Origin of the sequence: Rhizobium sophorae, from assembly GCF_013087515.1 — a bacterium.
Lineage (GTDB): Bacteria > Pseudomonadota > Alphaproteobacteria > Rhizobiales > Rhizobiaceae > Rhizobium > Rhizobium sophorae.
Map to the genome: position 1 here is coordinate 283,906 of NZ_JABFCN010000009.1, position 20,370 is coordinate 304,275.

Consider the following 20,370-nt stretch of genomic DNA (forward strand, 5'->3'; position numbering starts at 1 on the left):
GACGATCTTCCGATCCGGCGGTCCTGCCGTTATCGCTTGTTACGCCGCGTCGGCCTTGACCGGTTCACCCTTGACGCGAATTTCGGAGATGCCGCTGCGGACGATGCGCACGCGCACGCCGTCAGCGATCTCGACTTCGACTTCCTTTTCGTCGATCACCTTGGTGACCTTGCCGACGAGACCGCCGCCGGTGACGACCTGGTCGCCGCGACGGATCGCCTTCAGGGTTTCCTCACGCTTTTTTGCCTGTGCGCGCTGCGGACGGATCAGCAGGAAGTACCAGACGACCATCAGCGGCACGAACAGGATGATCATTTCGAAACCGGAGCCGCCGAATCCCGTTGCGGTATCGGTCGCGCTCTGGGCGAATGCCGGGGTGATGAACATGCTAAACTCCTCAGGCTTGGGCGGCGGAACTCCGCCTCTCTTTTCAGGTTGCCGGACTATAGTTACCGCTTCGATGAATGCAACAGAAACAGCCGGAAACAGTACCGATTCCGCTGCCTCATAACCTTTCCGCCGTCAAAACGCCATGCTAAAGCGCGTCGCATCGAACTTGATTGATGTGACGCGCTTTAGCTCTTTTGTTTTCAAGCATGTCGTTATCCCGGAACCGCTCCACACTTCCGGGCGAATGCATTAGCGACATCGAAAGATCAAAGCGGATTGCCGCAGCGAGAAATCAGGAGGCCACCGATGACCGAGGAAATCAACACAGCCCTGCTTGCCGAGCTGAAACGGCTCGCAGACGCCGTCGAGCGTCTCGCCGGACCGGCACCCGCCCTCAACGACTGGGATGCTGCCGACTGTTTCGTCTGGGCGCCATTGCGCCAGCATCTGCAGCCGGTCAAGAGGCCGAACCGGGTGGCGTTGACGCTCATCCGCGGCGTCGATCACGTGCGCGACATCCTGCATGAGAATACGGTGCGTTTTGCCGAGGGGTATGCCGCCAACAATGTGCTGCTCTGGGGCGCGCGCGGCATGGGCAAATCCTCACTGGTCAAGGCCGTGCACGAGGATGTCAGGCGCGAAAACAGCGCCTCGCTGAAACTGGTCGAAGTCCATCGTGAGGATATCGCCAGCCTTCCCAATCTGCTCGACCTCTTGAAGGACACGCCGTACCGCGTGATCGTCTTCTGCGACGATCTCTCCTTTGATCACGACGATACCGCCTACAAGTCGCTGAAGGCGGCACTCGACGGCGGCGTCGAAGGGCGGCCGGACAATGTGCTCTTCTACGCCACCTCCAACCGGCGCCATCTCCTGCCGCGCCACATGATGGAAAACGAGCAGTCGACGGCGATCAATCCGTCGGAGGCGGTCGAGGAGAAGGTTTCACTTTCCGACCGCTTCGGCCTCTGGCTCGGCTTCCACAAATGCAGCCAGGAGGACTATCTCGGCATGATCGACGGCTATGCCGATCACTTCAAGCTCGGGCTCGAACGCGACAAGATGCATGCCGAAGCGCTGGAATGGGCAACGACGCGCGGCGCACGCTCCGGCCGCGTCGCCTGGCAGTATATTCAGGACCTGGCCGGACGCATGCGGGTTCACATCGACCGGGCCTAGTCTTTGATTTATGCATGTCGTTATCCCAAAACCGCTGCACACTTTTGGGCGACATGCATTAAATGACAAAAGCCCGGCTGGTGGCCGGGCTTTTGCGTTTCCTGGCACGCTGTACCTATTCCAGGAAAGTCATCGGGTTGACTGGGGACGCATCCTTGCGCACTTCGAAATGGACCTGCGGCTGCTTGACGTCGCCGCTCATGCCGGAGACGGCGACGGTCTGGCCACGCTGGATCTTCTGGCCGCGGGTGACGCTCAGCGTGTCGGCATTGCCGTAGACGGTAACGGTGCCGTCGTCGTGACGGACGAGAACCGTGTTGCCGAGTTCCTTCAGGCCGTTGCCGGCATAGATGACGACGCCGTTTTCGGCAGCCTTGATCGGCGTGCCCTGCGGTACCGAGATGTCGATGCCGTCATTGCGGTTGCCGTTGACGTTGGCGCCGTATGAAGCAATGACCTGGCCGCGCACCGGCCAGCGGTATTTGCCGATGCCGGTCGATTCCGGCGCGTCGGAGCTGACGTCCGACTTCTTCTCGACATCGTCGACGGTCTGAGTGGCGGCCGGTGCCTTATAAGGCGCGGGCTGAGCGGAAGCCGTCTGCTGGGCAGCCGCCGGCTGGGTCGGCTTCGGATCGACCTTCTCGGCCGGGATCGAGGCGGTCTTAATATTGTCGGCGGTGCCGTTCGGGATCTTCAGAGCCTGACCGATGCGGAGCGAGCTGGCCGAAAGATTGTTGGCGGCCTTGAGGTCGTCGACATTGCTACCGGTCGCCTTGGCAATCTTCGCCAGGGAATCGCCTTGCTTGACGACATAGGTGCCAGCAGGCGCCTTCGGATCCTTGCCGGCGCCGGCGGGAAGTTTGCCGGTGACATCGCCACTCGCCAGCGTCTTGTCGCGAGCGGAATTGGCGCCCGGAACGACGGCGACGTTCTGCTCAGGCGCCTTCGGCGCCGGCATCTTGCCGGGCTTGGAAAGGTCAGCCGCCTGCGATGCCGCCTTGGCGGCATTGCCGCCGTTGAATGTCGGGATCAGGATCGCCTGGCCGGGCTGGGCGGCAGATGCCGTCTTCAGAGCATTGACGCGCAGGATTTCCTTTTCCGGTACGCCGAAACGCCTGGAGAGCGTGGCGATGCTTTCACCCGGACGCAGCGTCACCGACGGAGCGTTGGTCGCGGACCAGCCTGAAACCTTCGGCGTCGTGCCTGTCGTCAGCGTATCAGGCGTCACCTTCGGCGCAGTTGGCGCCACCAATCGAGGCCTTTCGGCCTGCGGCGCAGCTGGGAAGGGCTGGGCGAGCGCAACTTCCTTTTCCCGCTGCCGGGACGGTGCCGCCGCCGTCGGCGCGGCCAGTTCGGAACGCTGCACCGAAACCGGCGCGGAAGCGAGACGTGCGCTCGAGCTCGACGTCCGGGTCGGATCGTAACCCTGACGGGCGGGATAAGGCTGGTTCAGCGCGTCATTGCCGCCACCGTAGCCGGACTGGCTGGCAACGGCCGAACTGCTAAGATCGGCGCGGGGCACCGGATCGCCCTGAGAACCGTTCATATTCCTGCGCGGAATGGAACTTGTGGTGATCTGGTCCTGCCCGGAGGAGGAAAACAAGCCGCCAAACCGTGTCACATCGGAACTGCAGCCCGTTGCGGCACTTGCCAGCAGGCCAACAACCAGAAGATTACCGGCCGACTTTCCGAACTTTGGCGAAAGACTGAAACGCATGACTCGACCCACTGAGAACGCAACCATTTGTGAGTCTATTAAAACGCGTTAGTATTACCACGCGGTTAAGATGCTGGAATCAGTGCAATATTTTTGAGAAGTTGATAACCATAGCTTTACGGGTGAAAAATCGCAGTGTGCCGCGCAGGATGCCAAAAGAGCCTGAGCGGCTTTCCGCACGACTTCATGCTCTTTTTCTGATTGTCAGATATCAGGCCGATCGGCCCGACACTATCCACGTCTAAAGCAGCGAGGCAAGGCGCGGAACGATCGGCAGATAGGGAGCTTCGAACAGTTCCTCGCGTTCGAAACGGCTGCCGGTTTTTGTCAGCCGCACCATGCGACACTCGTTCTCCGAAATCATGAGCGGCGCGATCATCGAGCCGCCGGAAACGAGCTGGTCGGTATAAAAGCGCGGCATCGCGTTGAAGGCCGCCGTCACCAGGATGCGGTCGAAGGTGCCCTCACCCTGCATGCCGGCACTGCCGTCGGCATGGCGAATGATGACGCTGCGCAGACCAAGCGATTCCATGCGCCGCTGCGCGGCTGATGTCAGCGTCTTGTAGCGGTCGATGGACAGCACACGCTCGGCCATGCGGCCCATGACGGCGGCGGTAAAGCCGCTTCCGGTGCCGATCTCCAGGACGCGCTGGCCGGGCTTGAGCTTCAGGTGATGCAGGATGCGGACGGCAAAATCGATGCCTTCGAGAAAGGAACCGCATTCGATCGGTATCGTCCGGCTCGAATAGGCGTCGTCGGCAAATTGCGGCGGCACAAACAGGGAGCGCTGCGTCTGCTCGACCGCCGTCAGCAGATCGAGGTCGGAGATGCCTTCGGCACGCAATCTGAGGACGAGCGCAGCAAAGCCCTCCTTCTCCGCCAGTCTTGCCGTCAAACTTGTGCTCCGTATCCCAAGGCCCGCGCCACGCGGTCCGTCACGGAATAATCGGTCAGATCCAGTTTCAAAGGCGTTACCGAAATCTTGTTATGCTTCAGGGCGTGAATATCGGTGCCTTCGACGAAGGCGCCGGCGCGTTCGCCAAACTTCAGCCAGTAGTAGGGAAAGCCCCGGCCGTCGGAGCGGGCGTCGACCTGCAGATTGAAGGCGAGCTTGCCCTGCATCGTCACCTCGGCGCCATTGACTTCGTCGGGACGGCAGTTCGGGAAGTTGAGATTGAGGAACGTACCCTCCGGCAGGTCCAGGACCATCAGCTTTTCCAGAAGAGCCGGCGCATGCGTCTCGCAGACCTCCCAGGGCACGATGCGCGCGCCGTCCTCATAGAGATAGGCCTGGCTCAGCGCAAACGAGCGCACGCCCTGCATCGTGCCTTCGATGGCGCCGGCGATCGTGCCGGAATAGGTCACGTCGTCGGCAACGTTCGAGCCTGAATTGACGCCGGACAGGACCAGATCCGGCTTGATGTCCATCACCTGCCTGATGCCCATGATGACGCAATCGGTCGGCGTGCCGCGCAGGGCGAAATGCTTTTCGGAAATCTTGCGCAGCCGCAGAGGTTCGGAGAGGCTCAGCGAATGGGCAAGGCCGCTCTGGTCGGTCTCGGGCGCGACGATCCAGACATCGTCAGACAGCGTGCGCGCGATCCGCTCCAGCGCGGCAAGGCCTTCGGCGTGAATGCCGTCGTCATTCGTAAGCAGGATGCGCATCGCCTCAGGCCGCCCGTTCGATCTTGGTCAATCCGCCCATATAAGGCAGCAAAACGTCCGGAATCGTGACGGAACCGTCCTCGTTCAGATAATTTTCAAGGACAGCAATCAGGCAGCGGCCGACGGCCGTGCCAGAACCGTTCAGCGTATGGACGAACCTGTTGCTCTTATCGTCCTTGCCGCGGTAGCGCGCATTCATTCGCCGGCCCTGAAAATCGCCGCAGACCGAGCAGGAAGAGATTTCACGGAAGGCATTCTGTCCCGGCAGCCAGACTTCGAGATCGTAAGTTTTGCGCGAGCCGAAGCCCATGTCGCCGGTGCAAAGCGTTATGGTGCGGAAATACAGGCCGAGGCGCTTCAGCACTTCCTCGGCGCAGGCGGTCATGCGTTCATGCTCGGCAACGGCGCTCTCGGCATCGGTGATCGAGACAAGCTCGCATTTCCAGAACTGATGCTGGCGCAGCATGCCGCGCGTATCGCGGCCGGCGGAGCCTGCTTCCGAACGGAAGGACGGCGTCAGCGCGGTAAAGCGGAGCGGCAGCTTTTCCTGATCGAGGATTTCCTCGCGCACCAGATTGGTCAGCGTCACTTCGGCCGTCGGGATCAACCAGCGGCCGTCCGTCGTCCTGAAGAGATCCTCGGCGAATTTCGGCAGCTGGGCGGTGCCATAGACGGCCTCGTCGCGCACCATCAGCGGCGAGCTGACTTCGGTATAGCCGTGCTCACTGGTGTGGAGATCGATCATGAACTGGCCGAGCGCGCGCTCGAGCTTGGCGAGCGGACCGGTCAGAACCGTGAAGCGCGAGCCGGAGAGCTTGGCGGCGCGCTCGAAATCCATATAGCCGAGCGCTTCGCCGATTTCGAAGTGCTCCTTCGGTGCGTGGTTCCAGCGCGGCTTTTCGCCGACGGTGCGGGTGACGACATTGTCATGCTCGTCCTTGCCGACCGGGACGTCGTCGAAGGGGATGTTCGGGATGCGCGAAAGCGCGTCGTTGAGTTCGGCAGTCAGTTGCCGGTCCTCTTCCTCGATCGCCGGCAGCAGGGTCTTGAGTTCAGAGACCTCCGCCTTCAGCTTCTCGGCCAGCTCGCTATTCTTCTGGGCCATCGCCGCGCCAATCTCCTTTGAGGCGAGGTTACGACGGGACAGCATGTCCTGCGCCTTCTGCACGGCGGAGCGGCGCTTTTCATCGAGGGCAACGAGACTTTGGGCAAGAGGCTCGGCACCGCGCTTGGCTAGGGCGGCATCGAGCGCTTCGGGATTCTCACGGATCCATTTGATATCGAGCATCGTCGTTCCAGGTCTTTGCAACAGAGGTGGCCCGGCCAAAGCCTGATCGGGCCTCGACCGGATGTTACAGCGCCGCCCTGTCCTTTCAGACGCGCAAAGGACACCGCAACACTTTGAATTTCTGCCTAATTCCTTAAACCGATTCCGATTTAAGGATTACGCAGTCGACGGCGTTCATGAAGGGATTTCCGGGATCGCCGCTCAGACGCTATCCGTCTTGGCAACGTCTGCGGATCCGGTTTCCTTTTCGACCGCCTGCCGGGCACGCTGGCGCTCCACGAGTCGCGCCGCATAGATGGAAATCTCGTAGAGAAGGATCGTCGGTATCGCAAGGCCGATCTGGGACATCGGGTCCGGCGGCGTCAGCACGGCGGCGACGACGAAGGCGAGGACGATGGCAAACTTGCGCTTTTCGGCGAGCCATTGCGACGTCAGAAGACCGACACGGGCGAGCAGCGTGGTAATGACAGGCAGCTGGAAGACGAGGCCGAAGGAGAAGACCAGCGTCATGATCAGGCTCAGATATTCCGAGACCTTCGGCATCAGCGAGATTGCTATCTCGTCATGACCCGGCGCCTGCTGCATCGACAGGAAGAACCACATGACCATCGGCGTGAAGAAGAAATAGACGAGCGCGCCGCCCATCAGGAACAGAACCGGAGAGGCGACCAGGAACGGCAGGAAAGCCTGACGCTCGTTCTTGTAGAGGCCGGGCGCCACGAACTTGTAGACCTGGGCGGCGATGATCGGGAACGCGACCACAAGGCCGCCGAACATCGCCACCTTGACCTGGGTGAAGAAGAATTCCTGCGGCGCGGTGTAGATGAGCTGGGCCTTCTCGACGTCGAGATGCGCCCACACGACCGCTGTCTTGTATGGGATGACCAGATAATTGAAGAGATCCTTGGCGAAAAAGAAGCATGCGATGAAGGCGACGAAAAACGCGCCGATCGACCACATCAGCCGCGTACGCAGCTCCATCAGGTGCTCGATCAACGGCTGCGGCTTGTCTTCGATGTCACCGCTCATGCCTCGTCCTTCTTTGTCTGCGCAGTCTTCGTCGGCGTTGCAGGTTTCCTGACTGCCGTCATACGTTTCGGTTTTTCCACAGACACGGCAACGGCGGCCGCAGCATCGACCTTGTCGGCAGGCTTGGCGCGCGGCTTGCGCACGACCTTCGGCTTGGCGGCAACCGTATCGGCCTGCGCAATCGCAGCTGCGACGGGCTCCGACGGTGCCGGTGTCGCTACCAATGGCGGCGTTTCCGGCAGGCTCATCGATGGCGTCGGGGCTGCGACAGCATCGGCCGGCACCTCGGTCTTGTTCTCCGTGACCGTGGTCGCCTTCTGCAGGTCCGCCTTGATCTCGTTGCCCATCTGGCGGAGCGGGTTCATCGCCTCGCGCAGGCTGTTGACCGGGTTGAGCTTCTGGGCGTCGCTGATCGTCTGGCGGACATCGTCAAGCTCGGCTTCGCGTAATGCTTCATCGAACTGCGCACGAAATTCACCCGCCACCTTGCGGGCGCGCTGCGTCATCTTGCCGAAAGCGCGCAGCATCGGCGGCAAATCCTTGGGACCGACGACCACGATCAGTACGACCGCGATGACCAAAAGCTCGGTCCAGCCAATATCGAACATGCAAGGCTCCTGGACGGGAAGCGCGGGGGCGGCGCTTTTTCCCGGACTTGGTTACTTCGTTTCGTCGGCCTTGTGATCGACGGTCTTTGCCGTATCCGGCGCGTCTTCGTCCGTCATGCCCTTCTTGAAGCTCTTGATGCCCTTGGCAACGTCGCCCATCAGTTCCGGGATCTTGCCGCGACCGAACAACAACAGCACGATGACCAGAACGATCAACCAGTGCCACATGCTAAAAGAACCCATTACGCTAACTCCCTGTTTCTATGTTCCCACGATGTAAGGATTTCCGACACCGTTTCCAACATCAAGCCCTTTGAACTGCGCTTAATGTCACGGTATCGCCCTTTGTGACAAGTCATTGACCCATCGAAAAGTGGTGGCCACCATTGTTTTCGCCATGCATGGCAAAAGCAAGACGCAAGCCCGTCAATCTTCGGGGGTGCCGCGCGGCGCCAACAACCCCAGTTCCTCGAGGTCCATCTGGGTGATCGGGTCTTCGTCCTCGGTCAGTTCGTCGTTCATCAACGGCGAGGGAATGTTGAAATTCGCCGGAATGCGGCCCGACAGCAAGCCCGCTCCCTTCAACTCTTCGAGACCGGGCAGGTCACGCAGCTCTTCGAGACCGAAATGGTCGAGGAAATCGCGCGTCGTGCCCAATGTCACCGGCCGGCCCGGCGTGCGCCGGCGGCCGCGAAACCGCACCCAGCCAGCTTCCATCAGCACGTCGAGCGTGCCACGCGAGGTCTGGACGCCGCGGATATCTTCGATTTCGGCTCGTGTCACCGGCTGGTGATAGGCAATGATCGCCAGCACTTCCAGCGCGGCGCGCGAGAGCTTCTTCACCTCATTGTCATCACGGCGAATGACGAAGGACAGGTCGGCGGCGGTGCGGAAGGCCCAGGCACCTTCGACCTGCACGAGATTGACGCCGCGCGGCGCATAGTTCTCCTTCAGCCGCAGCATGATGGCACGCACGTCGGTCTTCTCAGGCAGGCGCTCGGCGAGGAAGCCTTCGGAGACCGGCTGCGACGAGGCGAAGACCAGCGCCTCAGCGATGCGCTCGGCCTCGATCTCGGCCTGCAGGTCGCGGCTCCTGTCTTCGAAATTGCCTTCGAAATCCTCTTCGCCCTTGAGATCGATCAAACCGGCCGCTCCTGTTCGACCACCTGCAGCGTGGCATGCTTCGGACCGCGGCGCATGTAGATCGGCTGAAAGGCGCCGTCCTGGCGGATTTCGAGCTTGCCTTCGCGCACCAGCTCCAGCGAGGCGGCAAAGGCGCTGGCGATTGCCGTGACGCGCTCTTCGGGCGCGGCGAGATAACGCAGCAGATAATGTTCCATCGCCGTCCAGTCAGCGATCTCGCCGATCATCTGGGTCAGCAGCTCACGGGCATCCGTTAGCGACCAGACCGTGCGCCGCTCGATCGTCACCTGGGTGACGGCATGGCGCTGGCGTAGCGCGGCATAGGCGGTCAGGAGATCGTAGAGGCTCGCCGCATAAGCGGATTGCTGGCGATCGGGGATATGCTCCGGAGCGCCGCGCACGAAGATATCGCGGCCAAGGCGATTGCGATTGACGAGGCCGTCTGCAGCCTGCCGCATGGCTTCGAGACGTTTCAGGCGGAAGGCGAGTGTTGCCGCCAGCTCCTCGCCGGAAGGGCCGTCATCCTTGACCTGCTGGGGAATGAGCAGCTTCGACTTGAGATAGGCAAGCCAGGCTGCCATGACGAGATAATCGGCGGCAAGCTCGATGCGGATACGCCGGGCGCTTTCGATGAACAGCAGATATTGCTCGGCGAGCGCCAGCACCGAAATGCGCGACAGGTCGACCTTCTGGTTGCGGGCGAGATAGAGCAGCAGGTCGAGCGGGCCTTCGAAGCCGGCGACGTCAATTACTAGCGCCGGCTCGTGGCTGGCGCGCTCGGCACCGTTATCCTGCCACAGCTTGTCCATCGGCGTCGCCGCCTGCGGACGTTCCGTGCCCTTGACCGTGTTCACCTAGCTGCCCCCTTACGATCAGATCGTCGCAAACATCGCCTCGAATTCCGCCCTCAATTCCGCCTCATCTGCAGTATGCGGCGCCGGGAAGCCTGCTTCCACCGCTTTTGCGCGGGCAAGCGATATGCCGGCGAGCGGCGGAACATTTGCCACGACATCTAGCATCTCGTCCATATTGCCGTTGCAATGCAGCACGATATCGCATCCGCCTGCAATGATATTCGCCGCGCGTTCACCGATCGTGCCGGAAAGAGCGTTCATCGAGCTGTCGTCGGAGAGCAGCAGACCGTTAAAGCCGATGTGTTCGCGGATGATGCCGTCGATCACCTTGCGCGAGGTCGTCGCCGGATTGTCCGGGTCGATGGCGGCGAAAACGACGTGACAGGTCATGGCCATCAACTCGTCCTTCATCGCCACAAAGGGCGGGAAATCATGGAGTTCCAGCTCATCGCGCGAGACGGTGACGACAGGCAGCTCCAGATGTGAATCGGCAAAGCCGCGGCCGTGGCCGGGCATATGCTTCATCACAGGCAACAGGCCGCCAGCCTTCAGCCCTGCGGCAGCCGCTCTTCCCATCGCGATGACGGTTTCGGGATCGCCGCCATAGGCGCGGTCACCGATGACGTTGCTGCTGCCCTCGACGGGCACATCGAGCACCGGCAGGCAATCGACATCGATGCCGAGGCTCGAAAGGTCGAAGGCGTGCAGCCGCGACATCAGCCAGGCGGCGCGCAGGCCGAGCGCGCGATCGCGGCGATAGAGATCGCCGAGCGCCTGGCCGGAAGGATAACGCGCCAGAACGGGTGGGCGGATGCGCTGGACGCGGCCGCCCTCCTGGTCGATCAGCACCGGCGCATGCCAGCCGACGCTATCGCGCAGTTCGGCGACGAGATCGGCGATCTGCCGTGCTTCGGAGATGTTGCGCCCGAAGAGGATGAAGCCCCAGGGCCGCTCGTCCCGGTAAAAGGCTTTCTCTTCGGATGTGAGGGAAAGGCCGCTGCAGCCAAGGATCATCGCTTTTGATTCGGTCATATTCGAATCATAGACGGCCGCCGGCCAAATGCGAGCAAGGTCGGGCGCGATGCACAAAAAAGAGCGGCGGACCGATCCGGCCCGCCGCTCTTATATTCAAAGACGCAATCCTACCTGGAGATCAGGCAGCTTCCACCGGCCGCGCGATACTGTTCGCAGAGTGCTGCGGCCTCGTCCTTGGAACCGGCCGGAATGCGAACACGGTAGAAAGTGCCCTTGCCGGCGATATCGGCTCGGCGGATCTCATGGCTGCGGCCGCCAAGCACGCTGGCGAATTTCTTCGACAGATTGGCATAGGATTTGGTCGCCTCATCTTCCGAAGGGAGCGAGGCGATCTGGATGCCGTAGCCGCCGGTGGATGCGGCCTGCTGCGGCTTTGCGGCGGCTGGTGCTGCGGCCGCGACCTCCGTCGTCTTCGGCTGCTGGTCAGGCGGGCGGACATTGCCCTTCTCGGTGACGGTGCCGACGACGTTGACGGGCTGGTCGGCCGGACGGGCGGTCGGAATGGGAGCGGTATCGGCAATCGCCGAGGTCTTGACCGGGCGGACCGGCGAAGCGACCGGAGCCGGGTTTGCAGCCTGCGCGTCGGCACTGCCGGCGAGCGGCGGCTGTACCGGCGCGGTTTCGACAGGGGCTGCAGAACGCGCATTGGCGGAAGCAACCTCGGCGCTTGCCGGGAAGCTTGCGGCCGTTCCACCGACTGGCGGCACCGGCGCGGTCGATGGCGTCGTTTGGGCCGTCAACGGCGGCAGAGCCGGCGGCGTCGCCTGGGCAGACTGTGTCGCCTGGGCAGACGGCGTCGGCTCGTCGGCAGGCGCCGGTTCTTCGCGGGCAACCAACGTACCGTCAGGCTTGACGATCATCGTGCGAACCTTGCGCGGCGAAACGGACGGCGTCTTGTCAGTATCGGTTGCCGAAGCGTTGTCGGCGTTGTCCTGGGTTGGCAGCAGACGCGGATCCTCCGTCTCACCGACCGCAGTCGGCGTGACCTGATCGTCGACGCTGGCGTTCTCGTCATCCTCGGGGAGCGCTTCCGGTGTCAGCGTGCGCTGGACCACATCGACCGGCGCCTCATCGGAAGAAACGAGCGCTTTCTGCTTCGGCTCTTCGGCAGAACCCGCAACGCGGTCGTAGACAGCCTTATCCTGGTTCGGCACGGTCTTACCGCCAGGATTTTCCGGAACGACCTTGACCGGCTCCTTGTCGGCCACGATCACGCGCGGCTCGCCGGATGCGACAATGCCGAGCCCCTCGCCGTTCCAGACGGAGGAATAGACGCCATAACCGACGCCGGCGAAGACCACGAGCACGACGGCCCCGGCAAGCAGCCGGCGCATCGACCGGGCGCGGCTGAAATCGGCGGCCTGGCTCGCCGATTCGATGCGGACCTCGGAGGTCTCGCGGCGCTCGACGGGCTCGCGCACGCTGCGGCGGAAATCTTCCTCCAGCGCCCGTTCGAAATCATCGAGACCATCGGCGATGGTGGGCTTGACCGGCTTTGCAGCAGCGGCGGCCGTATCCCGGACCGGCGTCGGGGTTTGCCGCGGTTTGGCCGGTTCAAAGAAGCTGGCGATCTCGGCGTCGAGATCGAAATCGAAATCCGCAGATTTCGCGACCGGCGCGGGCTGCTCGACGGGCGGCAGCGCCGGCACGTGCATGTCGTCGACGGTCTCGGGACGATCCTCCGGATCGGAGATCATCGCCGGATCGAACGGCAGGTCTTCGGTCGAGTCTGAAACAGGCGTCCGGTTGAAAGCCGGAGCTTGAGCCTGCGGCTCGGGAACGAAGGCCGGTGCGGTCCGTGCAGGAGCGGCAGCAGCCTGCTCAAAAGCAGGAGCCGGCGGCTCAGGAGCAAAAACCGGACCGGGCCGAGGAGCGACGGCAGCGGCGTGCTGGGGAGCAGCGGCTGGCGGCTCAGGCTGCGGTGCAGGCTCGGATGGCTCGGAGAAATCGAGATCGGTGAGTTCCAACTCGATGCCGGCAAGATCCAGCTCGAAATCATGGCCGTCGAAGGGGTCGTCGGCTTCCGGTGCCGGCTGCGGCGTCGGCGAATATGCCGTTGCGGCAGGCTGAGGCGTAACGACCTCGGCAAGCTGCGGCGCTTCCGGTCTTGCGGCTTCGGCAGCATAGACCGGGGCCGGCTCGACCGGAGCAGACCGGACGAGTACTGCGGCGAGCGGTGCGGGCGCAATCACCTCGGGTTGGGCAGGCGCGGCGGCCAAGGGGGCAGCCGGAACGGGCGCCTCGATCGTTGCGGGTTGCGGCGAGACGGGAGTCGGATTGGCACGTTGCGGCACCGGATAACGCGAGACGTCGGCGAGCAGATCATCGAGATCGAATGTACCGGCGGTGTGCGGAACATCCGGCACAACCTCGGTCAGCGCGGCATCGGCCTGGATCTCGCCTTCGACGGCGGCGGCGAGATCGAAACCGGCGTCGGACCCGAAATCCTCCAACTCTTCCTCGACTTCGACGAATTCTTCGGCCTCGGCGGTCTCTTCCGGCGCAATCACCTCATCATGGCGATCGAGCTCGGCGGGAAAGCCAAGTGACGGAGAAGCGGATTCGAATTCCTCGGAAGGCTCGACAGCGGCGACAAGCGCCGGCGGCTCGATGACAGGTTGAGGCTCGACCACAGGAAGATCGGCGGATGGCGCTTCAGCAACCGGTGCGGCGACAGCTTCGGCCACAGGCTCCGGCAAAACAACCGGTTCCTCGCGCTTCGGTGCATGGAAATTGGCAAGCGGCAGCCTGATGCTGGCAGCCGACCATTGCGGCGCCTTGGTGGGCTGCGCCAATGAAGAGACCGGTGCTGCGCCGATCGACAGTTCAAGCTCCTCGATCAGGTCGCGCGCACCGCCGAAGGCCGATTGCACCGATGCTTCGGGCTCGGGAGAAAGCTGCTCCGCCCAGTCGGCGGCAGATGCGTCCCCATTCCCTGCGGCGGGCAAAGCTGCTGCTTCAGCCTCAATGGTGGCGCCGGAAACCGAAACCGGCTCCGGAACTTCCGCAGGTTCGTCAGCAGGAGAAGCGTCGAGAACAGGCTCGACGTAATCTTCAGGCATGCCATCAGAGATCGGCTCGGCGGGCCGGTCGAGCTCTGCAAGCGGACGTGGCGAATCGTAGCGGTCGAACTCGCGCCCAAGCTCATCCTCGAGATCGAGGGCTGGCTCGCGGCGTGCGGTCTCCGTCACCGTATTCGCAGCAACACGCGGCTCGAAGCCGACGATACGGGCCAGTTCAGCCAACGGATCGTCGTCTGCAAACAGATCGTCTTTTCCGCGCGTATCATACGCAAGTTGTTTATCAGCCATGCCTATTCCCACTCGCAAACGCCAACGCTCAAATGCCAGCGCATTGTGGGGAAATGGTGACGTTATCGCATTTCGTCCGGTGCGGCAGTGCCTGTAATGGCAAGTCCCGACTTCAAAACCGACGCGACGGCGTACACCAGCCCAAGTCTGGCAATACTTGATTCTCGGTTTTTATCATTAACAAATCGTAATTCCGGCTGATCTTTACCTTTGTTCCAATGCGCGTGGAAGGAACTGGCGAGGTCATAGAGGTAAAAAGCGATACGATGCGGCTCCTGCGACTGGGCCGCCGCCTCGACGATACGCGGGAATTCAGCGAGCTTGGCGACAAGCAGCAATTCGGCCGGATCGCCAATGCCTGCAACGGTTTTCGCAAGTTTCTCGTCGGAGACATCCAGGTCGGGAAAAGCCTCCCTCGCCTGCCGGAAGACCGACATGCAGCGAGCATGCGCATACTGCACGTAAAAAACAGGATTATCTTTCGACTGTTCCGTCACTTTGGCGAAATCGAAGTCGAGCGGCTCGGAATTCTTGCGGTAAAGCATCATGAACCGGACCGAATCACGGCCGACTTCCTCGACGACATCCCGAAGCGTGACGAAATCGCCCGAGCGCTTCGACATCTTCACCGGCTCGCCGTTGCGATACAGCTTGACGAGCTGGCAGAGCAGCACCGTCAGCTTCGCCTTACCGTCCGAAACACCGCGTGCAACCGCTTCCAGGCGCTTGACGTAGCCGCCATGATCGGCGCCGAGCACATAGATCATCTCATTAAAGCCGCGATCGAACTTGTTCTTGAAGTATGCGACGTCAGCGGCGAAATAGGTGTAGGAGCCGTCCGACTTGATCAGCGGCCGGTCCATATCGTCGCCCACTTCGGTCGAGCGGAACAGCGTCTGTTCGCGATCCTCCCAGTCCTCGGCAAGCTGGCCCTTCGGCGGCGGCAGCGTGCCCTTGTAGACAAAGCCCTTGAAGGTCAGGTCGTTGATCGCCGTGCGGATCGCGGCCGCGCCATTGGCATGCAGGGTGCGTTCGGAGAAGAAGACGTCATGATGGACGTTCAGCGCCGCGAGATCTTCGCGGATCATCACCATCATCGCGTCGATGGTGCGGTCCTTGACGATCGGCATCCACTGCTCTTCCGGCATGTTGTGCAGCCGCACGCCGTAATCGGCGGCAAGCGACTGGCCAACGGGCACTAGATAGTCGCCTGGGTAGAGACCCGAGGGGATTTCGCCGATCTTTTCGCCGAGCGCTTCGCGATAGCGCAGAAAGACGGACCGGGCGAGCACATCGATCTGCGAGCCGGCATCGTTGATGTAATATTCCTTCTCGACGCCGTAACCGGCAAAAGCGAGCAGGTTGGCAAGCGCGTCGCCGACGACGGCGCCACGGCAATGGCCGACATGCATCGGGCCGGTCGGATTGGCCGAGACGTATTCAACGTTGACCTTCTTGCCCTCGCCGAGCGTCGAGCGGCCGTAATCGGTGCCGGCGCCGATCATCGAGGCGAGCAGCCGCTGCCAGTAGCCGACGGCGAGACGGATGTTGATGAAGCCGGGACCGGCGACCGAGACATCGGCGACGTCGGCATCCTCCTTGAGCTTGGCGATGATGACGTCGGCCAGCGCGCGCGGATTTGTCCCGAGCGGTTTTGCCAGCACCATTGCGGCATTGGTGGCGACATCGCCATGGCTCGCGTCACGCGGCGGCTCGACGGCGATGCGGCCGAAATCGAGCTCGGATCGCTTTTCCCTGACCAGATCGATCTGTTCAAGGGCGGTTTTGATCCTGGCTTCGAAGTCGGTAAAAAGGTTCATCGCACTCTTCCATGCATAGGCTGTGCCAAAGGCTCAAATCGGCCCTCGGCGTGGGCGACCGCTGCCTATCGCAAATCCGGAGTGTGGTCAAACAACCGCCTGTGGGCGCTGATCGCATAGGTGTCGGTCATGCCGGCGAGATAATCGCCGACATGACGGGCCTTCGGCGCATCGGACAGGCCGGCGATATGATCGACCCAGTAATGGCTCTGCATCTCCTTGGGACTGGCCATGTAGGCGGCAAACAGATCTGTGACGATCTGGGCAGCACCGGCGCGGATGCGCATGATATCGGGATTGCGGTAGATGCGTTTGAAGAGCATGGCCTTGATCTGCCTGTCGGTCTCGGCCATTCCCTCGGAAAAGGTGGCAATAACCTGGTCGGCAGCGCGGATGTCGGCCGCACTCTCAGGGCGGAGGAGCGACAGGCGCTGCTGTGCCACGCCAATCACGTCTTCGACCATGCGGGTAATCTGGCGGCGCATGATCTCATGGGTGAAGCGGCTCGGCTCCAGATGCGGGTAGCGCCCCCTCACCTCGGCCATCAGCCCGGCAAGAAACGGGATATCCTCCAGCATGTCGAAAGTCAGGTAGCCGGAGCGCAGGCCATCGTCGATATCGTGGGTGTTATAGGCGATGTCGTCGGCGATCGCCGCGACCTGGGCCTCCAGGCTGGCATAGGTTGCAAGCTCGAGATCGTGCAGTTCGCAATAATCGAGGATCGGCTGCGGAACCGGGCCGCGAGTGCCCACGCCATCAGGTGTCAGCAGCGGACCATTATGCTTGACGAGACCCTCGAGGCTTTCCCATGTCAGGTTGATGCCGTCGAATTCGGCATAACGCCGCTCCAGCTTGGTCACGATGCGGAGCGATTGTGCATTGTGATCAAAGCCGCCATAGGGCAGCAGCACCTCGTGCAGCGCGTCCTCGCCGGTATGACCGAACGGCGTGTGGCCGAAATCGTGGACAAGCGCCACCCCCTCGGCCAGATCCTCGTCGAGCTTCAGGGCGCGGGCAAGAGCGCGGGCGATCTGCGCCACCTCGATCGTATGCGTCAGCCGGGTGCGGTAATGATCGCCGTCCTGGGCGATGAAGACCTGGGTCTTGTGCTTCAACCGGCGGAAGGCGGTGGTGTGGACGATGCGGTCGCGGTCGCGCTGGAAATCGGAGCGCGTCGGGCTTCCGTCCTCCTGATAGAGCCGCCCGCGCGTCGTCCAGGGGTCGGCCGCATAGACCGCCCTCTCACTGCTGCCGAAACCCAAAGCACGCGTATCGATCGTCATTATTCACCGTCATCCTGCATGTTGCCGCATCTGCCCATTGACGCCGCTTAACGCTCTTCATACCTATAGCCCGATGAAACGGCAAAGAGGCACTTTCCTAATCGCTTCGGCGCATCATCGCCTTTTCGCGAATATCATGGTAAGTTTCTTTGATATCAGGCATTTGAACATTCAAGTGCCAAAACCCATTCTCTCCGGATCTTGACCCCGGCAGGAGGAAACATGACGGATACAAGTGTAACCCTTTCAGATGCCGCAGCAAAGCGTATCGCTGCGATCGTCGGCGCCGAAGCCGGCAAGAGCGCCTTGCGCGTTTCCGTCGAAGGCGGCGGCTGTTCGGGCTTTTCCTACAAGTTCGATCTTGCCGACAGCGCTGACGACGACGACATCATCGTCGAAAAGAACGATGCCAAGGTGCTGATCGACAGCCTTTCCCTTGTCTATATGGCGGGCTCGGAGATCGACTTCGTCGACAATCTGCTTGGCCAGTCCTTCCAGATCAAGAACCCGAATGCGGTGGCAAGCTGCGGCTGCGGCACCAGTTTCTCGATCTGAACATCCAGGCGCACCGCATTTCCCCATCGAACCGGCCGAAGAATTGTTCTCGGCCGGTTTATCGTCTTGTCGGCCGGTAAAAGACCGCGATAAAAGAAGCGCGTCGCGCTTCGAAACACGTCCGGGCGAGATGCAATAATGGGAACGGGAGAGCCATGAAGATCGCGACCTGGAACATCAATGGCGTCAAGGCGCGCATCGACAATCTCACGCAGTGGCTGAAAGATTCCGATCCGGATATCGTCTGCCTGCAGGAGATCAAGACCGTCGACGAAGGTTTCCCGCGGCTGGAGATCGAGGCGCTCGGCTATCATGTCGAGACGCACGGGCAGAAGGGCTTCAATGGCGTCGCGATCCTCTCCAAGAGTTCACCTTTCGAAGTGAACCGCGGCCTGCCCGGCGATCCGCTGGACGAACAAGCGCGTTTCCTCGAAGCGACGTTCACCCTGCCCGACACGCGAATCCTGCGCGTGTGCTGCATCTACCTGCCGAACGGCAATCCTGTCGAAACGGAAAAATATCCCTACAAGCTCGCCTGGATGGAGCGTCTGCGGACGTTCGCGGCCGAACGGCTGGCCTATGAGGAGATGCTGGTTCTTGCCGGCGATTACAATGTCATTCCGGAACCGCACGACTGCTTCGATCCCAAGGTCTGGGAAAGTGATGCACTGTTTCTGCCGCAGACGCGGGAGGCGTTTCGCAGGCTCGAAAATCTCGGCCTGACGGATGCGGTGCGCGCGACGACGGATGCGACGCAGTTCTATTCCTTCTGGGATTATCAGGCCGGCGCCTGGCCGAAGAACAACGGCATCCGCATCGACCATCTGCTGCTGTCGCCGGAAGCTGCCGACCGGATGACGTCGGCTGCGATCGAAAAACATGTGCGGGCCTGGGAAAAGCCGTCCGACCATGTGCCTGTCATCGCCTACTTCGATTTCGCGGGCTGAGGCTTTCCGCCTGCAACTTCACGCCTCCGATTAGACGTGGCCGCTTAATCGTCGGAACCGCTCGCGATGGTGTGCGACAGCGATACCGCCGTGCGGCGGTCGGCCTCGTTGGCAACCGAGAAGGCCTGTTCCTGCAGCGCTTCCATCCAGCCGCAGTCCTTGGGCTTGCAGCGGTCGAGTGCTGCCGTCATCAGCGCCAGACCCCGGGCCGTCTGGCCTTCGTCGAACAGAATATTGCCGAACACCGCCATGGCACCGGGATGGCCACTTTTGCGGGCCTGGTTCAGCCATTTCTTCGCCTGCTGCGGGCTGGCATTGCCGCCCTCGCCGGCCAGCATCATCTGCGCCAGCTGGAACTGCGCCTCGGGAACGCCAAAGGTGGAGGCCACCTGAAAATAAAGCTGGCGTGCCTGGCTGAGGTCGATCCTGACCGGACTACCGGCAATGCCGTGCCTGTAGTAACTGGCGAGCGAGAGCAGCGCGTTGACGAAGAAGCCCGTATCTTCCGAACCGGGCTCAACGCCCTGCTGGGCGATCTCGCTATAGATCTTGAAGGCTTCGAAATCATCCTGCGTGACACCGTCGCCATCGGCATACATGTTGGCGAGCGCCCAGCGCGAGCCGGTGTGCCCTTTTTCGGCGGCGTATTTATAGGCTTCGACCGCCTCTTCCTTCTGGCCGTTCTTATAGGCCTTGAAGCCGAACTTGAAGAGGTCGAAAGGTCCGGATTCCTTGCTGACGCCACCCTTGATGTCGAATGCGCGGCATGGACCGGACAGCGCCAGCGCTACGGCTATCGACATGCCCATCAACATGAATTTGAACAGTTTGAACTCGGACGTCACCATTTCAACCGATTTCTTTCATTCATCCCAGGCAGGCGGCAACGGCGCTCATACCGTGCATCCCGCGGATGTATTCCTTCGAGGCGAGCGATCCCGCGGCGAGCTCCATGGCTCCTTTGCCCGCGTCGCATCCAGCCCACTGGCCTTTTCTCAAAGGCGGTATTCTCAGCACATCCTTCAGAACCACCCGGCTCCCGGCATGGCCCGACTGCAATCTCCGTGGCACTCTTTCGGCAGGTGCGGCATCCGCCTTCCCGCCTCTATCGTATTCGTAAACAGCAAATGTGACGAAACCGGTATCGACAGCTCCGGCAAAACCGGGCTGCTCATCCGAGCGGGTCGAAAACAGCAACAATGAACGGATCGGCGACTTCATCGCGAGACCGGATCGGCGGCCGGAACAGCCTTGTTCGGAAAGCGAAACGACCGCAATCAAACGATTGTCGCCAATCGCGCCGTACGACCTGATGTACCCGGAAAAAAATCGACCCATGCTACTATTTACACGCACCGTATGCCTGCCATCACCTCGCCCGCAAATATCGCTGCGCCCTCTTTGTGGCGGGAAATGGACAAATTCGCCCCGCCACCACCATACGCCAAACGTCGTAAAAATGTGTTGCTGAATCGTCACAAAACGGGATCGGGAAATGGTATGATTAACGGGCGTGAATAAAGAAGAGCCCGGCAGTGCCGGGCTC

The 20,370-nt window shown here is 61.7% G+C and carries 19 protein-coding genes; 3 read left to right on the forward strand and 16 right to left on the reverse strand.

Annotated features, from left to right (window positions below; translation table 11 throughout):
- Positions 1-39: 39 nt before the first annotated feature.
- The gene (gene yajC, locus G9X64_RS06095) at positions 40-387 is read right to left on the reverse strand and encodes a preprotein translocase subunit YajC (protein ID WP_003539006.1); all 348 of its coding nucleotides are present in this window, start codon (positions 385-387) and stop codon (positions 40-42) included.
- A 309-nt stretch (positions 388-696) separates the two neighbouring features.
- Here yajC and G9X64_RS06100 point away from each other — a divergent pair, with 309 nt between their 5' ends.
- On the forward strand, positions 697-1,569 hold the full coding sequence (locus G9X64_RS06100; RefSeq protein WP_168308676.1) for an ATP-binding protein: 873 nt from the start codon (positions 697-699) through the stop codon (positions 1,567-1,569).
- A 115-nt stretch (positions 1,570-1,684) separates the two neighbouring features.
- Here the strand turns inward: G9X64_RS06100 and G9X64_RS06105 are convergent, their stop codons facing one another.
- The 13 genes from G9X64_RS06105 to G9X64_RS06165 all read right to left on the reverse strand — a co-directional run bounded on the left by G9X64_RS06105 (position 1,685) and on the right by G9X64_RS06165 (position 17,322).
- The gene (locus tag G9X64_RS06105; RefSeq protein ID WP_168308675.1) at positions 1,685-3,286 is read right to left on the reverse strand and encodes a M23 family metallopeptidase; all 1,602 of its coding nucleotides are present in this window, start codon (positions 3,284-3,286) and stop codon (positions 1,685-1,687) included.
- A 241-nt stretch (positions 3,287-3,527) separates the two neighbouring features.
- Positions 3,528-4,181 (reverse strand): protein-L-isoaspartate(D-aspartate) O-methyltransferase, encoded by a 654-nt coding sequence (locus G9X64_RS06110; RefSeq protein WP_027684913.1) that lies wholly within the window; start codon positions 4,179-4,181, stop codon positions 3,528-3,530.
- Positions 4,178-4,951, reverse strand: a complete 774-nt coding sequence (gene surE / locus G9X64_RS06115) for a 5'/3'-nucleotidase SurE (protein ID WP_128402539.1) — start codon at positions 4,949-4,951, stop codon at positions 4,178-4,180. The genes G9X64_RS06110 and surE overlap by 4 nt, the downstream gene beginning before the upstream one ends.
- Positions 4,952-4,955: 4 nt before the next feature.
- Entirely contained in the window at positions 4,956-6,239 is a 1,284-nt protein-coding gene (serS, locus tag G9X64_RS06120; RefSeq protein WP_168308674.1) for a serine--tRNA ligase, read from the reverse strand.
- 201 nt (positions 6,240-6,440) lie between these two features.
- A complete protein-coding gene (tatC, locus tag G9X64_RS06125) occupies positions 6,441-7,268 on the reverse strand; it encodes a twin-arginine translocase subunit TatC (protein ID WP_168308673.1) in 828 nt (275 codons plus the stop codon).
- The gene (gene tatB, locus G9X64_RS06130; RefSeq protein ID WP_168308672.1) at positions 7,265-7,876 is read right to left on the reverse strand and encodes a Sec-independent protein translocase protein TatB; all 612 of its coding nucleotides are present in this window, start codon (positions 7,874-7,876) and stop codon (positions 7,265-7,267) included. Before tatB ends, tatC begins: the two co-directional genes overlap by 4 nt.
- A 51-nt stretch (positions 7,877-7,927) precedes the next feature.
- A complete protein-coding gene (locus tag G9X64_RS06135; protein WP_003538990.1) occupies positions 7,928-8,119 on the reverse strand; it encodes a twin-arginine translocase TatA/TatE family subunit in 192 nt (63 codons plus the stop codon).
- Positions 8,120-8,302: 183 nt separating this feature from the next.
- Positions 8,303-9,019: an SMC-Scp complex subunit ScpB gene (gene scpB / locus G9X64_RS06140; protein ID WP_168308671.1), complete on the reverse strand. Its 717-nt coding sequence runs from the start codon at positions 9,017-9,019 to the stop codon at positions 8,303-8,305.
- Positions 9,016-9,873 (reverse strand): segregation and condensation protein A, encoded by an 858-nt coding sequence (locus tag G9X64_RS06145; protein WP_168308670.1) that lies wholly within the window; start codon positions 9,871-9,873, stop codon positions 9,016-9,018. The genes scpB and G9X64_RS06145 overlap by 4 nt, the downstream gene beginning before the upstream one ends.
- Before the next feature lie 18 nt (positions 9,874-9,891).
- Positions 9,892-10,905 (reverse strand): beta-N-acetylhexosaminidase, encoded by a 1,014-nt coding sequence (gene nagZ, locus G9X64_RS06150; RefSeq protein ID WP_168308669.1) that lies wholly within the window; start codon positions 10,903-10,905, stop codon positions 9,892-9,894.
- A gap of 110 nt (positions 10,906-11,015) precedes the next feature.
- Positions 11,016-14,219, reverse strand: a complete 3,204-nt coding sequence (locus tag G9X64_RS06155) for an SPOR domain-containing protein (RefSeq protein WP_171376194.1) — start codon at positions 14,217-14,219, stop codon at positions 11,016-11,018.
- Positions 14,220-14,281: 62 nt separating this feature from the next.
- Positions 14,282-16,039: an arginine--tRNA ligase gene (gene argS / locus G9X64_RS06160; protein WP_168308667.1), complete on the reverse strand. Its 1,758-nt coding sequence runs from the start codon at positions 16,037-16,039 to the stop codon at positions 14,282-14,284.
- 65 nt (positions 16,040-16,104) lie between these two features.
- Positions 16,105-17,322, reverse strand: coding sequence for a deoxyguanosinetriphosphate triphosphohydrolase (locus G9X64_RS06165; protein WP_168316608.1), 1,218 nt, complete (start codon positions 17,320-17,322; stop codon positions 16,105-16,107).
- Between the two features lie 222 nt (positions 17,323-17,544).
- Between G9X64_RS06165 and erpA the strand changes: the two genes are divergently transcribed.
- Together erpA and xth are read left to right on the forward strand one after the other, a co-directional pair.
- On the forward strand, positions 17,545-17,877 hold the full coding sequence (erpA, locus tag G9X64_RS06170; RefSeq protein WP_003538958.1) for an iron-sulfur cluster insertion protein ErpA: 333 nt from the start codon (positions 17,545-17,547) through the stop codon (positions 17,875-17,877).
- A 155-nt stretch (positions 17,878-18,032) separates the two neighbouring features.
- A complete protein-coding gene (xth, locus tag G9X64_RS06175; protein WP_168308665.1) occupies positions 18,033-18,824 on the forward strand; it encodes an exodeoxyribonuclease III in 792 nt (263 codons plus the stop codon).
- Positions 18,825-18,868: 44 nt separating this feature from the next.
- Here xth and exoR read toward each other — a convergent pair whose 3' ends face one another.
- Both exoR and G9X64_RS06185 read right to left on the reverse strand, forming a co-directional pair.
- Positions 18,869-19,672, reverse strand: coding sequence for an exopolysaccharide production regulator ExoR (exoR, locus tag G9X64_RS06180; RefSeq protein WP_168308664.1), 804 nt, complete (start codon positions 19,670-19,672; stop codon positions 18,869-18,871).
- 19 nt (positions 19,673-19,691) lie between these two features.
- On the reverse strand, positions 19,692-20,303 hold the full coding sequence (locus tag G9X64_RS06185) for a hypothetical protein (RefSeq protein ID WP_246270906.1): 612 nt from the start codon (positions 20,301-20,303) through the stop codon (positions 19,692-19,694).
- Between the last annotated feature and the right edge of the window lie 67 nt (positions 20,304-20,370).